This is a genomic window from Streptomyces sp. 3330, assembly GCF_031456635.1.
Taxonomy (GTDB): domain Bacteria; phylum Actinomycetota; class Actinomycetes; order Streptomycetales; family Streptomycetaceae; genus Streptomyces.
In genome coordinates this window covers 89,496-104,936 of record NZ_JAVDVA010000019.1, presented here as the reverse complement: position 1 = coordinate 104,936, position 15,441 = coordinate 89,496, and the positions used below count along the sequence as shown (strand labels likewise).

Sequence of the window (15,441 nt, the reverse complement as noted above, 5' to 3'; positions counted from 1 at the left end):
CGGCGCGTGCTGGCCGGCGCCGCGTGCGAGACTGCCCGGATGACCTCCGCAACGATCACCGCGGACGCCGCGGGCACCTGGGACATCGGCGGCCTGACGGTCGGCCGCGTCGGCTTCGGCGCGATGCGGCTGACCGGCAGCGCGGCCTTCCACCTCGGCACGCCGAGCGACCGCGGCCGCGCGATCGCCGTCCTGCGCAAGGCGATCGACCTCGGCGTCAACCACATCGACACGGCCGCCTTCTACTTCTCCGCCCTGCGCTCCGCCAACGAGCTCATCAACAGCGCGCTCTCCCCGTATCCGGACGACCTCCTCATCGCCACCAAGGTCGGTCCCTACCGCGACTGGTCGGGGGAGTGGGGCACCTCGGCCCGCCCCGAGGACCTGCGGGGCCATGTGGAGGAGAACCTGCGGCAGCTGGGCCGCGACCACCTCGACCTGGTGTACCTGCGCCGGATGCGGCAGGAGTCGATCGCCGAGCACTTCGGCGCCCTCGCCGAACTGCGCGCCGCCGGGCTGATCCGCCACCTCGGCGTCTCCGACGTCGAACCCCGCCACCTCGCCGAGGCGCGGGCCATCGCCCCCGTCGTCAGCGTGCAGAACCGCTACGGCCTCGGCCACCACGCCCCCGGGACCGAGGAGCTCCTGCGCGTCTGCGGCGAACAGGGCATCGCCTTCGTGCCGTTCTTCGCCATCGCGGGCGACGGCGGAGCGCAGGGCGCCACCACCGCGCATGACGAGGCGGTCCTCGCCGCCGCCCGCGCCCACGGCACGTCCCCTGCCGCCGTCCGCCTCGCCTGGACCCTCGCCCAGGGCCCGCACGTGCTGGCCATCCCGGGCACCGGCGACCCCGGCCACCTCACGGAGAACGTCGCGGCGGCCGCACTGCGCCTCACTCCCGGGGAACTCACCCGTCTGAACGCGGCCCACCGCAGCACGGGCACGCCCCCGGAGACGGATCCGGCCGCCTGACCGGATCCGCGGAACACCGGACGCCGTGCCGCCGCCCGGCGGCATCACCCCCGGGAAGCGGGGCCGATGTCCCGGCCAGCGGGCGGTGGAGGCCGGCCGCCGGGCCGGCGCGGGCGGGTTCCGCCGGGCGCCGCGGCGCCTTCGCCTCGCGGCCGGATACGCCCGAGACGGCCCGGACACGGCCCGGGCACACCCCGGACACGGCCCGGGCACACCCCGGGCACGGCCCGGGCACACCCCGGGCACGGCCCGGGCACACCCCGGGCACACCCCGGGCACGGCCGCCGCGGAGGCGACTGGCGCACGAGAGGTTTTACGTATAACCTCTCCCGTCAATCGCACCTCCCGACAGCCTCCCGCACGCTCCCCGAAAGGCCACGATGAGTCGCATCGCCCTGGTCACGCTTGTCGTCGACGACTACGACGAGGCGATCCGCTTCTACACCGAGGCGCTCGGGTTCCGGCTCGTCGAGGACGAGCCCCGCCCCGACGGGGCCCGCTGGGTCGTCGTACGGCCGGGGGACCGTCAGGACGGCGTCGGACTGCTGCTCGCCCGGGCCAAGGGCGACGCCCAGCGCGCCCGGATCGGCGACCAGACGGGCGGCCGCGTCGGGTTCTTCCTGCGCACCGAGGACTTCGCGGGCGACCACGCCCGCATGCTCGCCGCCGGCGTGACCTTCCTGGAGGAGCCCCGCCACGAGGCCTACGGCTCCGTCGCCGTCTTCCAGGACCTGTACGGAAACCGCTGGGACCTGCTCCAGCCCGCCACCACCTGAGAACCACTGCCGAGGAACACACTCATGACCGCGTCCCCCATCGACACCGACACCCTCCGCCGCCTGCCGAAGGCCGTCCTGCACGACCACCTCGACGGCGGTCTGCGCCCCGCCACCGTCGTCGAGCTCGCGGACGCGGTCGGCCACACCCTGCCCACCACGGACCCCGACGAGCTGGCCGCCTGGTACTTCGAGGCCGCCAACTCGGGCGACCTCGTGCGCTACATAGCCACCTTCGAGCACACCCTCGCCGTGATGCAGACCCGTGAAGGCCTGCTGCGCACCGCGGAGGAGTACGTCCTCGACCTGGCGGCCGACGGAGTCGTCTACGGCGAGGTCCGCTACGCCCCCGAGCTGATGCTGAAGGGCGGGCTGACGCTCCCCGAGGTCGTCGAGACGGTCCAGGAGGGCCTCGCGGCCGGCATGGCGAAGGCGGCGGCCGCGGGCACCCCGGTCCGCGTCGGCACCCTGCTCTGCGGCATGCGCATGTTCGACCGGACCCGCGAGACCGCCGACCTCGCTGTCGCCTTCCGGGACGCCGGTGTCCTCGGCTTCGACATCGCGGGCGCCGAGGACGGCTTCCCGCCCGCCGACCACCTCGACGCCTTCGAGCACCTGCGCCGCGAGAACGTCCCGTTCACGATCCACGCCGGGGAGGCCCACGGCCTGCCCAGCATCCACCAGGCCCTCCAGGTCTGCGGCGCCCAGCGCATCGGCCACGGCGTGCGCATCACCGACGACATCGTGGACGGCAAGCTCGGCCGCCTCGCGGGCTGGGTGCGCGACCGCCGGGTGGCCCTGGAGATGTGCCCGACCTCCAACCTCCAGACCGGCGCCGCCGTCTCGATCGCCGAGCACCCGATCACCGCGCTGAAGGACCTCGGCTTCCGCGTCACCCTCAACACCGACAACCGGCTGGTATCCGGCACGACGATGACCCGCGAGATGTCGCTGCTCGTGCAGGAGGCGGGGTGGACCCTCGAGGACCTGCGCACCGTCACGGTGAACGCCCTCAAGAGCGCGTTCGTGCCGTTCGACGAGCGCAAGGCCCTCATCGAGGACGTCGTCCTTCCGGGTTACGCCGCCGCGCTCTGAAGCAGCCCGCGGACGTAGGCGGCCTGTCCGACGTGCTGGAGATCGTCGGACAGGACGCTGACCAGGCGTACGCCCAGGGTGACGGGCGGGTCCCAGCGCTCGTCCACGACGCGCTCCAGCTCCGCCGCCGTCAGCGCGCGCAGCGCCTCCAGGCTCCGCGCGTGCACCGCGTCGTGGTACCCGGTCAGCAGCGCGCCGTCCGCGACCCGCACCTTCGCGACCTGCGCGGCACTGTGCCCGTACCCGGTGTCCTTGCGCGGCAGGTCCAGGCCGAACCGTTTCTCCCAGTCCTGCGCCAGCCACACCTGGTCGCGTCCGAAGGCGTCCGCGAGATGGTCGTCCTGGACGCGGGTGAGATGCCAGACGAGCCAGGCGATCGAATTGGCCCCGGTGGCGGGCAGGGCGTTCAGGTCGTCGGGGTCCAGGCCCTCGACGGCGGCGTGGACCTCTTCCCGGATGCGCTGGTACCCGTCGATGAGAATGTCCTTGGCATGCATACGTCCACCATCGCGCACACCGCGCTCACCCGCTCCCCGTTTCCAGCAGCGCCATCAGCGCCCGGGCCGCCGGGCTGGTGGACCGCGCGGGCGGCAGCAGCGCGACCGTCTCGTACACCGCCTCGCCCGTGCCCTTGAGGGGCAGCGCGGTGAGCGCCTCCCGCTTGTGCCGGAAGTGGCGCGGCACGACGGCGACGCCGAGGTTCTCGTCCACCAGGTCCAGGAGGCTGTGCACGTCGTTGACCTCCAGGGCGACCGTGCGCCGCACCCCCGCCTCGGCGAACGCGACGTCGGTGGCGCGGCGCGGGCCCCAGTCCGGGTGGAAGTCGACGAACACCTCGCCCGCGACGTCCTCGGGCGTCAGCGCCGCCGACGCGCCGGCGAGCCGGTGGTCGGGATGGCACAGCACGTACATCGGCTCGGTGGCCAGCCGCGCGCAGCGCAGCTGGTCGGTGTCCGTCTGGGTCCGGTAGGCGAAGGCCAGGTCGAGCCGGCCGGCCGCGACCTCCTCGCCGAGCGCGCCCGAACCGGTCTGCCGCAGCCGGATCTCGACATCGGGATGGCGCCGCCGGAACGCGGCCAGCAGCCCCGCCACATGCACCCCGGCGATGCACTGCTCGGTGCCCACGGAGAGGGTGCCGCGCACCACGCCCTGCACGGCCGCCACCGCCTCGTGGGCCGCCCGCACCTGCGCCAGGATCCGCTCGGCCTCGGCCAGCAGCGCCCGTCCCGCCTCCGTCAGCGTCACCCGCCGGGTGGTCCGGACGAACAGCGGCGCGCGCAGTTCCCGCTCCAGGGCGCGGATCGACGCCGACAGGCCCGACTGGGAGACCATGAGGCGTTCGGCGGCCCGGGTGAAGTGCTGGTCCTCGGCGACCGCGACGAAGTGCTGGAGGTGGCGCAGTTCCATGATTGAGAAGCGTAGCCGCACAATTCCATCGGATTCTTCTGTTGGACCACTACCCGCAGGTCGGGCCAGAGTGGATAGCGGTTCCTGAAACCGACCGATCTTCTTGGAGTCGCGTTGTACACCGCACACCCCGACCGCTACGCCGACATGCCCTACCGGCGCACCGGACGCAGCGGCCTGAAGCTCCCCGCGCTGTCCCTCGGACTGTGGCACAACTTCGGCCCGGACCGCCCGGTCGAGACGCAGCGGGCCATCCTGCGCCGCGCCTTCGACCTCGGCATCACCCACTTCGACCTGGCCAACAACTACGGCCCGCCGCCCGGCGCCGCCGAGTCCGCGCTGGGCGAGGCGCTGAAGGCGGACTTCGCGCCCTACCGTGACGAGCTGGTCATCTCCACCAAGGCGGGCTACCTGATGTGGCCGGGCCCGTACGGCGAGTGGGGTTCGCGCAAGTACCTGCTGTCCTCGCTCGACCAGAGCCTGACCCGGATGGGCCTGGACCACGTCGACATCTTCTACTCGCACCGCCCCGACCCGGAGACTCCCCTCGAGGAGACGATGGGCGCGCTGCACACCGCGGTCCAGCAGGGCAAGGCGCTCTACGCCGGTGTCTCCAACTACTCGGCGGAGCAGACCCGCGAGGCCGCCCGCATCCTCGGCGAGCTGGGCACCCCGCTGCTCATCCACCAGCCGCGCTACTCCATGCTCGACCGGCGCCCGGAGAGCGAGGGCCTGCTCGACGCCCTGGACGAGCTCCAGGTCGGGTCGATCGTCTTCTCGCCGCTGGAGCAGGGCCTGCTGACCGGCCGCTACCTGGACGGCATCCCGGAGGACTCGCGGGCGGCGAGCGACAGCCCGTTCCTGAACTCCGACGCGCTCACCGAGGAGCTCACGGGCAAGCTGCGGGCTCTCGACGACATCGCCAAGTCCCGCGGTCAGTCCCTCGCCCAGCTCGCGCTGGCCTGGGTGCTGCGCGGCGGCCGGGTGACCTCCGCGCTGGTGGGCGCGAGCAGCGCCCGGCAGATCGAGGACAGCGTCGGCGCCCTCGCGAACCTGGACTTCGACGCCGAGGAGCTGGCCCGGATCGACGCGGTGATCAACGGCTGAGCCGTTCCGTCAGGCGCACGGTCACCGAGTCGCCCTCGTGCTTTCCGATCGCCTTGCGCACCTCGGCGTCGACGGGGAGTTCGTGGGTTCCGTCCCCGAGAGCCATGAACGAACTCCGGAACGGATGTCCGTCGACCGTTCCGCGGATCTTGACCAGTCCGCGGGTACCGAAGAATTCGACGGATCGCGGCCGGACGACATAGGTCCCGCCGCCCTTTGCCGGGCTCTTGCGCAGAACGGCCGTGAATTCGGCGTTCATGGTTCCGCTTTTCGTCATGACATCCTCCGCTCGCCGTGATCTCCCCATGGGTGGACCGCCGCGAGCGGAGGAATTCATCGGCGTCCGGCTTCAGGCTCCCGCGGGGACCCGGTCGAGGAATCCCAGCACGGCGGTGATCCGGTTCTCGGCGTCCAGAGTGATGACGTCGGAACCGGCCACCGGCGCAGCCTCCTCCCCGGAGGAGCCGTCCCCGGCCTCGCTCACCAGCTCCCAGGAGAAGCGGGCCGTGTCGTGGTGCCCGTCCACCGTGCCGGTCAGCCGGAAGGCGAAACCCGGGAACTGCGCGTGTGCCGCCGCGATCACCGCCGCGATCTGCTCGTGGCCCCGGACGTCGGCCAGGGGGTCGGTGTAGCCTCCGTCCACGGCCCACGCGGCGGTAACAGCCTTGGCCAAAGCCTCGGGGTCCCGTGCGTTCCAGGCCTCGAAGTAACGGGCTACGGCATCGGCGTGGCGGTCGGTGTTCGCGGACATCGTGAATCTCCTCCATTGAGGTCATCGATACTGGTCAGGTCCCGGATCTCGGTTATCGCCGATCCGTCGTGACCACCTTGCCCGCGGCCGCCGCCCGGGTCGATTACCTGTCGGGTAATGACGGCGTGATCCGGTGCTCGCAGCATTTCGGCCATGAACGGCACGGAATATGCCAAGAGACTGGCCAAAAAGTCATGGTGACAGTGTTTCAAGAGTGAACATACTCGAAGGTCAGGGGCAGTTCACCCCACAGGAGCCGCACGGAAAGCGAGGCACGACCGGCCGGCGAGCACCGGGGGAGAGAGACGTGCACGACGAATTCCTGTGCCATGTCACCGCATACGGCGTCTGCGACGGCAGGCGGATCGGCGTACCGCTCGGCACCTATCGTGCGCCGACGCTGGCGCTCGCCCTGTGGTGGCTGCGGGACCGGGCCTCCTGGATGGCGGAACGGCTGGATCCGCGGCCCGAGAGCGAGCACATCCCGCCGGGCGCCCTGGTCCCCGTCGCCGACAACGTCCCGGACGTGCCCGAGCTGCTCCGGGCCTGGTGTGCCGACATGGACCGGCAGGAACTGGTGGCCGACGAGTTGGCGGGCGGGCGGCTGGTGCGGATCGCGGTCAGCGACGAGACCACCGAGTACGAACTGCTCGCCGAGTCCGTCGACGCCCTGCGGATGCAGCGGACCCTCCCGGCGCTCGTCCTCCCCGTCGGCTGAGACCCCGCCGCCCGTCGGGCACACAAGGGTGCGAATCGATAGAATTCCCCCATGGTGGAGCGACCGGTCTCCTCGACCGCGCCCGAACTCGTGCTGGAGACCGAGACGGGCTCCAGCGTGCTGGTGCCGGGCCACGACTACCGCATCGGACGGGACCCGCTCAGCGACATCGTCATCGACGACACCCGAGTCTCCTGGCACCACGCGGTGCTGCGGCCCGACGGCGACCACTGGACCCTCGCCGACGAACACAGCACCAACGGCACCTACGCCGACGGCCGCAGGGTCCACGAGTGGGGTGTCGGCCCCGGCAGCGTGATCCGCGTCGGCAGCCCGGACGACGGCCCCTGGTTCGCCCTGTCGGGCCGTCCGCCGCCCGCTGCGGAACGACCGTCGGCGGTCTCCATGCCCGGCGTCACGGGCACCTTCCGGGAACCCACCAGCGTCCGGCCGATGCCGACGCGCACCGTCCGCATCGGCCGCGCCACCGACAACGACCTCGTCGTCGACGACCTGGTCGTCTCGCGGTGGCACGCGGAACTGCGCGCGCTGCCCGAAGGCGGCCACGAGATCGTCGACCTCGGCAGCCACAACGGGACCTACCGCAACGGGCTGCCCGTCACCCGGGCCCCGCTCGACCCCGGTGACATCGTCGGCATCGGACACTCCGACTTCTGTCTCGTCGGCGACCAGCTCCAGGAGTACGTCGACACCGGCGAGATCTCCCTCGACGTACAGGATCTGACGGTCGCCGTCGACCGCGGGCGCAAGGTCCTCCTCGACGGCGTGTCCTTCCCGGTGGGGGAGAAGTGCCTGCTCGCGGTCGTCGGCCCCAGCGGCGCCGGCAAGTCCACGCTGCTCGGCGCCCTCACCGGCCAGCGCCCCGCCGATCACGGCACGGTCGTCTACGACGGCCGCGACCTCTACCGCGACTACGCCGAGCTGCGCCAGCGCATCGGACTGGTCCCCCAGGACGACATCCTGCACGCCCAGCTGACCGTGCGCAGCGCCCTCGTCTACGCCGCCGAGCTGCGCTTTCCCCAGGACACCGCCAAGGCCGAGCGCCGCGAGCGGGTCGAGGAGGTCATCCGTGAGCTGGGGCTCGAACAGCGCGCGGGCCAGCCCGTGCACACCCTCTCCGGCGGCCAGCGCAAGCGCGTCAGCGTGGCCCTGGAACTGCTGACCAAGCCCTCGCTGCTCTTCCTGGACGAGCCGACCTCGGGCCTCGACCCCGGCATGGACCGCTCGGTGATGCACATGCTGCGCGGCCTCGCCGACGACGGCCGCACCGTCATCGTCGTCACGCACAGCGTCCTCAGCCTCGACGTCTGCGACCGGCTGCTGGTGCTCGCGCCGGGCGGCAGGGTCGCCTACTACGGACCGCCCGAGGACGCCCTCGCCTTCTTCGGCTTCGAGCACTGGCCGGAGGCCTTCGAGGCCTTCGAGCGCGACCAGGACCGGGACTGGGCGGGGGAGTACCGCGACTCGCCGTTCCGGCGGCAGTACGTCGTCAACGACAGCGACCAGCCCCGGCTGCCCAGCGCCGGCCCGGTGGTCATGCTGCCGCCGCCCCGGCCCCGCAGCAGGGGCGCCCAGCTCGGCACCCTGGTGCGCCGCTACACGGCCGCGCTCGCCGCCGACCGCACCTTCCTCGTGATCATGATCGCCCTGCCGTTCGTCATGGGCGCCATGGCCCGCGCCCTGTCCGGCGGCGCGCTCGACCGCGAGCACGCGATGAACGTGCTGCTCATCCTGTGCGTCGGCGGCGTCCTCACCGGCGCGGCCAACGCCGTGCGCGAACTCGTCAAGGAACGCGTGATCTACCAGCGGGAACGCGCCGTCGGCCTGTCCAGATCGGCGTACCTGATGTCCAAGGTCGTCGTCCTCGGCACGGTGACCGTCCTCCAGGCGGTGGTGCTGACCCTCGTCGCCCTGCTCGGCGTCGATCTGCGCGCTCCCGACGGCGAGGGCGTGCTGATGCCGCCCCTGGTCGAGATCACCGTCGCCGTGGCCCTGCTGGCCTTCACGGCGATGATGCTCGGCCTGCTGATCTCCGCGCTGGTCCACAAGGAGGAGGTGACGATGCCCCTCCTGGTGCTGCTCGCCATCGTCCAGGTGGTCTTCTGCGGGGCGCTGCTGACGCTGGACGGCGTGCCCGGCCTGGAACAGCTGTCGTGGCTGGTGCCCGCACGATGGGCGCTCGGCGCGATGGCCGCCACCATCGGGCTGGCCCGGATCGTGCCCGGCGAGATCACCGCCGATCCGCTGTTCGAGCACTCGGCGGCGGTGTGGCTGCTCGACGTGGGCATGCTCGTCGTGCTCTCGGCCGTGTGCGGATTCCTCGTCTCCCGGCTGCTGCGCCGGCACGAGCCCGCCGTGATGCGGAAGTAGGGGCGGCCCGTGACGACTCCCGGATTCCGCCCCACCCACGTGGTCCCCCGGCACGGCATGCCCGCCTGGGAGGCTCCCGACCCGGGTCGCCCGACCGTGCCCCTCGACCCGCTGCTGCCGGTCCGGCTCATGGAACGGCGCGGCGACTGGGGGCGCGTGCTGTGCTCCAACGGCTGGTCGGCCTGGGTCGACGGCCGCCATCTGGTCGCCGTCCCCCAGGACCCGCCCCGCCCCGACGCCCCCCTCGCGACCGCCGCCGACCCGCGCCCGCTCCTCGGCCGCACCGAAGAGGCCCTCGCCCGCTACCGGGCGGCCGTGGAGGAACTGGCCGAGGCCGGCCTCGACGGCGAGTCCTTCCGGCGCCGCACCCACGGGCTGCGGATCGGCGTGGTCGTCGACGGCGAGGACGTGTGGCTGTACGACCCGGCGGGAGAGCGCTGGCTGTACGGCGACGGCGCCCGCCTCGGCACCTACGCGACCGACCACGCGCCCGACGCGGACGCTGACGCGCAGCAGGACCAGGACCACGCCGCCACCCGGATCGTGCACCCCGACGGGGGATCCTGATGGCCCGCGGAACGGCCCCCTTCTCCGGCCGGCCGTCCGAGCTGGTGGGCCGGAGGATCGCCGGCTACCGCATCGAGGGCGAGATCGGACGCGGCGGCATGGCCGTCGTGTACCGCGCCCACGACCTGCGGCTGGACCGGACCGTCGCGCTCAAACTCCTCGCCCCGGAGCTGGCCCGCAACGACGTGTTCCGCAAACGCTTCACCCACGAGTCGCGGGTGGCGGCCGCCATCGACCATCCGCACATCGTGCCCGTCTTCGAGGCGGACGAGACCGACGGCGTCCTCTACATCGCCATGCGGTACGTCGACGGGAGCGATCTGCGCCACCTCCTCGACCGCGAGGGCCCGTTGCCGCCGGCGACCACCGTCCGCATCGCCGCGCAGGTCGCCTCCGCGCTCGACGCCGCCCATGAGCACGGGCTGGTCCACCGGGACGTCAAACCGGGCAACGTCCTCGTCGCCCGCGGCACCGACAGCGACCACCCCGAGCACGTCTACCTCACCGACTTCGGCCTGACGAAGAAGTCGCTCTCCCTGACCGGCTTCACCTCGGTCGGCCAGTTCGTCGGCACGCTGGACTACGTCGCCCCCGAGCAGATCTCCGGGCAGCCGGTCGACGGCCGCTGTGACGTCTACGGACTGGCCTGCGTGGTCTACGAGTGCCTCACCGGCCGCCCGCCCTTCCTCCGGGACGACGACATGGCCCTGCTCTGGGCCCACCAGAACGCCGATCCGCCCCCGCTGACGGAGGTGCGCCCCGGCCTTCCCCCGTTCCTGGACGCGGTGTTCGCCCGGGCCCTCGCCAAGAACCCCGAGGCGCGCCATCCCACCTGCGGCGCCTTCGTCGCCGGGCTGAGGGCGTCGCCGGGCGCCGGGCCCGGGCCCACTCACCCGCCGACGGAGACGGCCGTGATCCCGGCCGCGGCGCGGCGGCCACCGAGCTGGGCGCGGCCGGTGTGCGACCCGCCCGGCCCGGACCGGCCGCGGGGCGCCCGGTGAGCCCACGGGCCGCTCATCGCCGCCGAGGGGGCCGCGCCGCGCCCCGGCGGCGCGCGGCCCCCGCCAGCAGGCCGCCCAGGAATCCCGCGGCCAGTCCCCACAGCGCCGCGAGACCCAGCGCCGGCCACACCTCGGGACGCAGGTACAGCTCCCCGGAAAGACCTCCGCCCAGGTCGCCGATGCCGAGGACGGACAGGCCGTAGTGCGCCGAGATCCGGCCGACCAGGCAGATCATCAGCACCGTGAGCACCAGCGCCACCGCCATGCGCACGGCGTGCCGCCAGGCGCGCGTACCGGCCGGGGAGTGCGCCGCCATCACGAAGGCGGCCGTCAGCAGCAGGGCCGCGTCCACGGCGAGGAGCCACCACACGCGGCTGTCGTGCTCGGCGAGGGTGCCCAGGTTCAGCCGGGTGTCGTCCGGGCCGCGCAGCACCTCGTCCAGCACCCGCGGCATCGGGAGCGCGAAGGGCCCCTCGACCCGGCCGTTCCAGGTGGCGCCCAGCCCGATCGTGAACGTGAGCCACACCAGATTGGGCAGGCCGAGCAGGACCACGGCGAGGGTCTCGGCGGCGTGTCCGCGGGTCGCCGCGACGACGAGTCCGACGACGAGGCCCAGGGCGACGCAGCAGAGCAGCAGCAGGACCATCGCGTACGCGGCCGGGCGCACCGACCGGTGCAGCCGCAGCAGCCTCGGCGGCAGGGGAGCGCCGGGCGGGACCAGCAGCGCCAGCACCAGCACGCCCGCCAGCCACACCAGTCCGACCGTCAGGGTGAGCGGCACGTCCGTCGTGAAGCCGGCCTCGGGGCTGACGCCGAACAGTTCGCCGAGGTCGTTCAGCGTGTCGTCCCCGAGGCCGATCGAGAAGGTCCGGCGTGCGGCCAGCGCCAGACCGAGGAGGCCGAGCAGCCACACCACGGCGATCCGCGCCGCCCATCCGGCCAGCTCCGCGCCGCCCGCCACCGCCCGGTGGCGCAACGGCCGAAGGAAGCCGGCCCCCGTCACGAGCGCGCCGACGAGGGTGACGGACAGCGGGATCACCGTCAGACCGGCCTGGGTGTCGGCGAGACCGCCGGCGTTCCCGGACAGCTCGACCGTACCGCCGACACCGGTCACCACGGTCGCCGCGACCACCCGCGGGAAGGCGCCCTGCGGCAGGTCCGCGGCCCCGGCCGCCCAGAGTCCCAGCGCGGCCACCACCCCCATGGCGAACAGCCCAGACAGGGCGACGACGACCGCCCGTACCCAGCCGTGGCGGGAGACTGCCTGGTCGTGCGGGGTGTGCGAGCTCACCCTGCCACGCTAGGCAGCCGAGGGAGAGCGCGCCTGCCGGGAGGGCCGTCCGTGCCCCGCTTGCGAGCCGCGCCGGATCGGCGCACACAATGGTGCGTCGTGGAAGAAAGCAGCGTGAAGACGACGAACAGCCCGAATCGACTCCCGTCGGTCCCGTCGGGTCCCCCGGGGCGCGTCGATCCGGTCGGGGCCCGTCGGATCTCCCGGGCCGGCTGTCGAGACGCTGCGGGAGACCTCCGTGGGGAGTGCTCGTGAGCGCAGAACCGCCGTCTTCCGGCCGCCCCACCGGACCGCCCTCCGGCCCGCTGTCGGGCCCGCCCTCCCAGCCGCCTCCGGGCCCGCCTTCCGGTCCGCCCTCGCAGCCCCCTTCGGGCCCGCCCTCCCGGCCGTCCGACGGCGGCCCCCCGGGAAGCGGCGGCGGGGAACCGCGCCCGGGCCGGTGGAGGTCGGCGCCCCGGATCGCCCTGATCACCTCGGCGGTGGTGGCCGTGACGGCACTGGCCCTGGTGCTCGCCCTGATGAACGCAGGCGGCTCCGGATCGGGCGGAGGCGGCTCGGGCCAGGTCGGCGAGGTCTTCATGCAGCCGGCCGGTGACACGGGCCCGGAGCCCTACACGGAGTCCCCCACCACCGAGAGCGCCTTCCCGCCTGCCTCCGTCGCCCCGTCGGGCTCGTCCTCGCCGACGGACACCGTCGCCGGGGTCGACGGCGGCGACGAAGGACTGTACGGCGGCACCCGCAACGTCTCCAGCTGCGACGTGGAGCACCAGATCGAGGCGCTCCGCGCGGATCCCGCCAAGAACCGGGCGTTCGCCTCCGTGGCCGGCGTCGCTCCTTCCCGGGTCCCGGCCCACCTGCGTTCCCTCACCCCCGTGCAGCTGCGCCTGGACACCCGTGTCACCAACCACGGCTACCGCGACGGCGCCGCCACCACCTACCAGGCCGTGCTCCAGGCCGGAACGGCCGTCCTGGTCGACCGGCACGGCGTGCCGCGGGTGCGCTGCGCCTGCGGCAACCCGCTGACCCCGCCGCTCCCGCAGCGGGCCGGGTACAGGCGCACCGGCCACTCGTGGCCCTCGTACAGTCCCGCGACCACCGTCGTGGTCAAACCCGCTGACACCGTGATCGACGTGTTCGTGCTCTACGACCCCGCACACGGCCACCACTGGTTCGCCCGCCGCCCGGGCGACAAGCCGCGGAAGGACCGGCCCACCGAGGCTCCGGCGCACCGCACACCGTCCATCACGGTCAGCACCCCGGCGGGCGACGGCCCGCGGACGTCGCCGCCGTGCGTCTCGCCGCCCGCCGACCGGCCGCCGGGCTGTCCGCCGCTGCCGCCGTCCGCGGGGTCCTCCAGGCCGGCGCCGTCCTCGCCGCCGTCGCCGGAAAGCCCGTCGGGCGAACCGCCCTCGCCCCCACCGCCGTCCTCGCCGCCCTCGAGCGCCGAGTCGCGCAGGCTCGCACCCCCGTCCTCCGATTCCCCGTCCTCCGATTCCCCGTCCCCCGAGTCCCGCTCCGCCCGGCAGCCGGTGCCCGACGCGCCGGGCTCACCGTCCGAACCCACGAGCGAGCCGGGCAGCTCCGCCGCCGGCTCCACCTCGCCCGCGCGACGTCCGCTGACGGGCGACGGCACCGGCCGGTCGCCTTCGACCTCGGTACTCTCCTCCGGCACGGGCGCCCCGGCTCCCGGTCCGCCGGACGGTTCACCGATCGTCTGAGACATCCCGCCACCGTCCCGCGTACGAGAGGAAAACTGACCTGGACTGCACTGCGCGGGACGGGGTAGGGGCACAGATGCAGACCCAGCGGCGTCCGGCCGTTCCGGCCTTCGAGAGAGAAACGCATGATCGAGCACCTGGACGGGGCAGTGATACCTACTGGCTTCGACGTACCCGTGGAACCGCTGCGGCGGGCGGCGCACTACACCGGCGAACCCGGCTGCATAGCCGAGGCCCGCGCCTTCGCCGCACACTTCGTCGACCAGCTCAGGACAGAGTGGTGCGCCACGATCGGTGACCGGGCGATCGGCGAGGTGCTGCTGGTGGTCAGCGAGCTGGTCACCAACGCGGACCGGCACAGCAACGGGCCGTACATCCTGGATCTGGAGGGTACCGAGACCTCGGTCACGGTCTCCGTCTACGACAGCAGTGACGCCCTGCCCCTGCGGTTCCCGAAGGACCCCGAGCGCATCGGCCGGCACGGTCTGGAGATCGTGCACGCGGTGGCGGCCGAGGTCACCGCCGAGCGGGTGCCGGTCGGCAAGCGGGTCCGGGCGGTGCTCACCTTCGGAGCGTAGGCCCGCGGGGCACGCGCCCCGCGGACCGGGGCGCTCAGGCGCAGCCCAGCTCGCCCAGCATCCCCTGGCGCAGTCGCACGATGATCCGCTTGATCAGACGGGACACGTGCATCTGCGAGCAGCCGAGCCGCTCGCCGATCTCCGCCTGGGTGGCCTCCTCCACGAACCGCAGGTGGATGATCTGCCGGTCGCGCTCGCTGAGTTCGGCCATGAGCGGGGCGAGCGAGTGGAAGTCCTCGACGAGGCGCAGTCCCTCCTCCTCCACGCCGATGAAGTCGGCGAGGACCGCCTCGCCGTGATCCGGACCGTCCCCGGTGAGCGCCGCGTCGAGGGAAGAGGAGTTGTAGCCGTTGGCGGCGATCTGCGCCTCGACGACCTGGCCCTCCGAGAGGTTCATCAGCGTGGCCAGCTCGGACACGGTCGGGTCCCGGTCCAGACGGCTGGAGAGCTCGTCGCGTGCCTTGGCCAGCTCGACGCGCAGTTCCTGGAGCCGCCGCGGGACGTGCACCGCCCACGTCGTGTCCCGGAAGAAGCGCTTGATCTCACCGGCGATGTACGGCAGCGCGAACGAGGTGAACTCCACCTCACGCGAGACCTCGAACCGGTCGATGGCCTTGATCAGGCCGATCATCCCGGTCTGGACGATGTCCTCCATGTCGTCCCCGCGGCCGCGGAACCGGCCTGCCGCGAACCGCACGAGGGACATGTTCATCTCGATGAGGGTGTTGCGCGCGTACTGGTACTCGCGGGTCCCCTCCTCGAGCACCGCCAGCCGCTGGAAGAACTGCCGGGACAGCTCCCGCGCGTCCCGCGGGGCCACGCTCCGCGGCGCCTCGATCCCCGGGAGCGGCGCGCCTGCCCTGCTGACGGCTGCGGCGCTTTCCTCGACGGCCTCGGCATCTGACCGGATCACGGCGGTCTCCATCGCCTCTCCCAGGAAGGTCACGGTTCGACGTCTGACGTACTCGGTCCGTGAGCGAGCACCTACGAGCAGAGCCACTCCGAGGGCCAGTACCCCGTCCTGGAGCTCCCATGCACGCGGGCCGCAACCTGACTCCAGGCGGAGGCG

General features: G+C 73.0%; 15 protein-coding genes and 1 pseudogene. 10 read left to right on the top strand and 6 right to left on the bottom strand.

Going from position 1 to position 15,441, the window contains the following annotated elements:
- Positions 1 to 39: 39 nt before the first annotated feature.
- From J2X68_RS28420 to J2X68_RS28410, 3 genes are all read left to right on the top strand, one after another.
- Positions 40 to 972: an aldo/keto reductase gene (locus J2X68_RS28420; RefSeq protein WP_310435429.1), complete on the top strand. Its 933-nt coding sequence runs from the start codon at positions 40 to 42 to the stop codon at positions 970 to 972.
- 380 nt (positions 973 to 1,352) lie between these two features.
- Positions 1,353 to 1,748, top strand: a complete 396-nt coding sequence (locus J2X68_RS28415) for a VOC family protein (protein ID WP_310435428.1) — start codon at positions 1,353 to 1,355, stop codon at positions 1,746 to 1,748.
- A gap of 24 nt (positions 1,749 to 1,772) precedes the next feature.
- A complete protein-coding gene (locus tag J2X68_RS28410; protein WP_310435427.1) occupies positions 1,773 to 2,843 on the top strand; it encodes an adenosine deaminase in 1,071 nt (356 codons plus the stop codon).
- On the opposite strand, the gene J2X68_RS28405 is transcribed toward J2X68_RS28410, so the two are convergent.
- Together J2X68_RS28405 and J2X68_RS28400 are read right to left on the bottom strand one after the other, a co-directional pair.
- Positions 2,825 to 3,340 (bottom strand): mycothiol transferase, encoded by a 516-nt coding sequence (locus J2X68_RS28405; RefSeq protein WP_310435426.1) that lies wholly within the window; start codon positions 3,338 to 3,340, stop codon positions 2,825 to 2,827. The genes J2X68_RS28410 and J2X68_RS28405 overlap by 19 nt on opposite strands.
- Positions 3,341 to 3,365: 25 nt before the next feature.
- Positions 3,366 to 4,250 carry a LysR substrate-binding domain-containing protein gene (locus tag J2X68_RS28400; RefSeq protein ID WP_310435425.1) on the bottom strand — a complete coding sequence of 295 codons (885 nt, stop codon included), beginning with the start codon at positions 4,248 to 4,250 and terminating at the stop codon, positions 3,366 to 3,368.
- A gap of 114 nt (positions 4,251 to 4,364) precedes the next feature.
- Here J2X68_RS28400 and mgrA point away from each other — a divergent pair, with 114 nt between their 5' ends.
- Positions 4,365 to 5,357, top strand: a complete 993-nt coding sequence (gene mgrA / locus J2X68_RS28395) for an L-glyceraldehyde 3-phosphate reductase (protein WP_310435424.1) — start codon at positions 4,365 to 4,367, stop codon at positions 5,355 to 5,357.
- Here mgrA and J2X68_RS28390 read toward each other — a convergent pair.
- Both J2X68_RS28390 and J2X68_RS28385 read right to left on the bottom strand, forming a co-directional pair.
- Complete coding sequence (locus tag J2X68_RS28390) at positions 5,347 to 5,616, bottom strand: DUF1905 domain-containing protein (protein WP_399041069.1); 270 nt, start codon at positions 5,614 to 5,616, stop codon at positions 5,347 to 5,349. The genes mgrA and J2X68_RS28390 overlap by 11 nt on opposite strands.
- A 90-nt stretch (positions 5,617 to 5,706) precedes the next feature.
- Positions 5,707 to 6,108, bottom strand: a complete 402-nt coding sequence (locus tag J2X68_RS28385; RefSeq protein ID WP_310435422.1) for a nuclear transport factor 2 family protein — start codon at positions 6,106 to 6,108, stop codon at positions 5,707 to 5,709.
- Between the two features lie 307 nt (positions 6,109 to 6,415).
- Between J2X68_RS28385 and J2X68_RS28380 the strand changes: the two genes are divergently transcribed.
- Genes J2X68_RS28380 through J2X68_RS28365 form a run of 4 tightly spaced genes read left to right on the top strand, consistent with a single transcriptional unit; the run spans position 6,416 to position 10,785 of the window.
- On the top strand, positions 6,416 to 6,826 hold the full coding sequence (locus tag J2X68_RS28380) for a hypothetical protein (protein WP_310435421.1): 411 nt from the start codon (positions 6,416 to 6,418) through the stop codon (positions 6,824 to 6,826).
- A 51-nt stretch (positions 6,827 to 6,877) separates the two neighbouring features.
- A complete protein-coding gene (locus tag J2X68_RS28375; RefSeq protein ID WP_310435420.1) occupies positions 6,878 to 9,217 on the top strand; it encodes an FHA domain-containing protein in 2,340 nt (779 codons plus the stop codon).
- A gap of 9 nt (positions 9,218 to 9,226) precedes the next feature.
- Positions 9,227 to 9,784 (top strand): hypothetical protein, encoded by a 558-nt coding sequence (locus J2X68_RS28370; RefSeq protein ID WP_310435419.1) that lies wholly within the window; start codon positions 9,227 to 9,229, stop codon positions 9,782 to 9,784.
- Positions 9,784 to 10,785, top strand: coding sequence for a serine/threonine-protein kinase (locus J2X68_RS28365; RefSeq protein ID WP_310435418.1), 1,002 nt, complete (start codon positions 9,784 to 9,786; stop codon positions 10,783 to 10,785). Before J2X68_RS28370 ends, J2X68_RS28365 begins: the two co-directional genes overlap by 1 nt.
- Before the next feature lie 13 nt (positions 10,786 to 10,798).
- Here the strand turns inward: J2X68_RS28365 and J2X68_RS28360 are convergent, their stop codons facing one another.
- Positions 10,799 to 12,076: a streptophobe family protein gene (locus J2X68_RS28360; protein ID WP_310435417.1), complete on the bottom strand. Its 1,278-nt coding sequence runs from the start codon at positions 12,074 to 12,076 to the stop codon at positions 10,799 to 10,801.
- 251 nt (positions 12,077 to 12,327) lie between these two features.
- On the opposite strand from J2X68_RS28360, the pseudogene J2X68_RS28355 reads away from it, so the two are divergent.
- Together J2X68_RS28355 and J2X68_RS28350 are read left to right on the top strand one after the other, a co-directional pair.
- Positions 12,328 to 13,611, top strand: a pseudogene (locus J2X68_RS28355) (DUF6777 domain-containing protein); the annotation flags it as partial.
- A gap of 308 nt (positions 13,612 to 13,919) precedes the next feature.
- Positions 13,920 to 14,372: an ATP-binding protein gene (locus tag J2X68_RS28350; protein WP_310435415.1), complete on the top strand. Its 453-nt coding sequence runs from the start codon at positions 13,920 to 13,922 to the stop codon at positions 14,370 to 14,372.
- 34 nt (positions 14,373 to 14,406) lie between these two features.
- Here J2X68_RS28350 and J2X68_RS28345 read toward each other — a convergent pair whose 3' ends face one another.
- Positions 14,407 to 15,297 (bottom strand): RNA polymerase sigma factor SigF, encoded by an 891-nt coding sequence (locus tag J2X68_RS28345; RefSeq protein WP_310435500.1) that lies wholly within the window; start codon positions 15,295 to 15,297, stop codon positions 14,407 to 14,409.
- Positions 15,298 to 15,441: the final 144 nt, after the last annotated feature.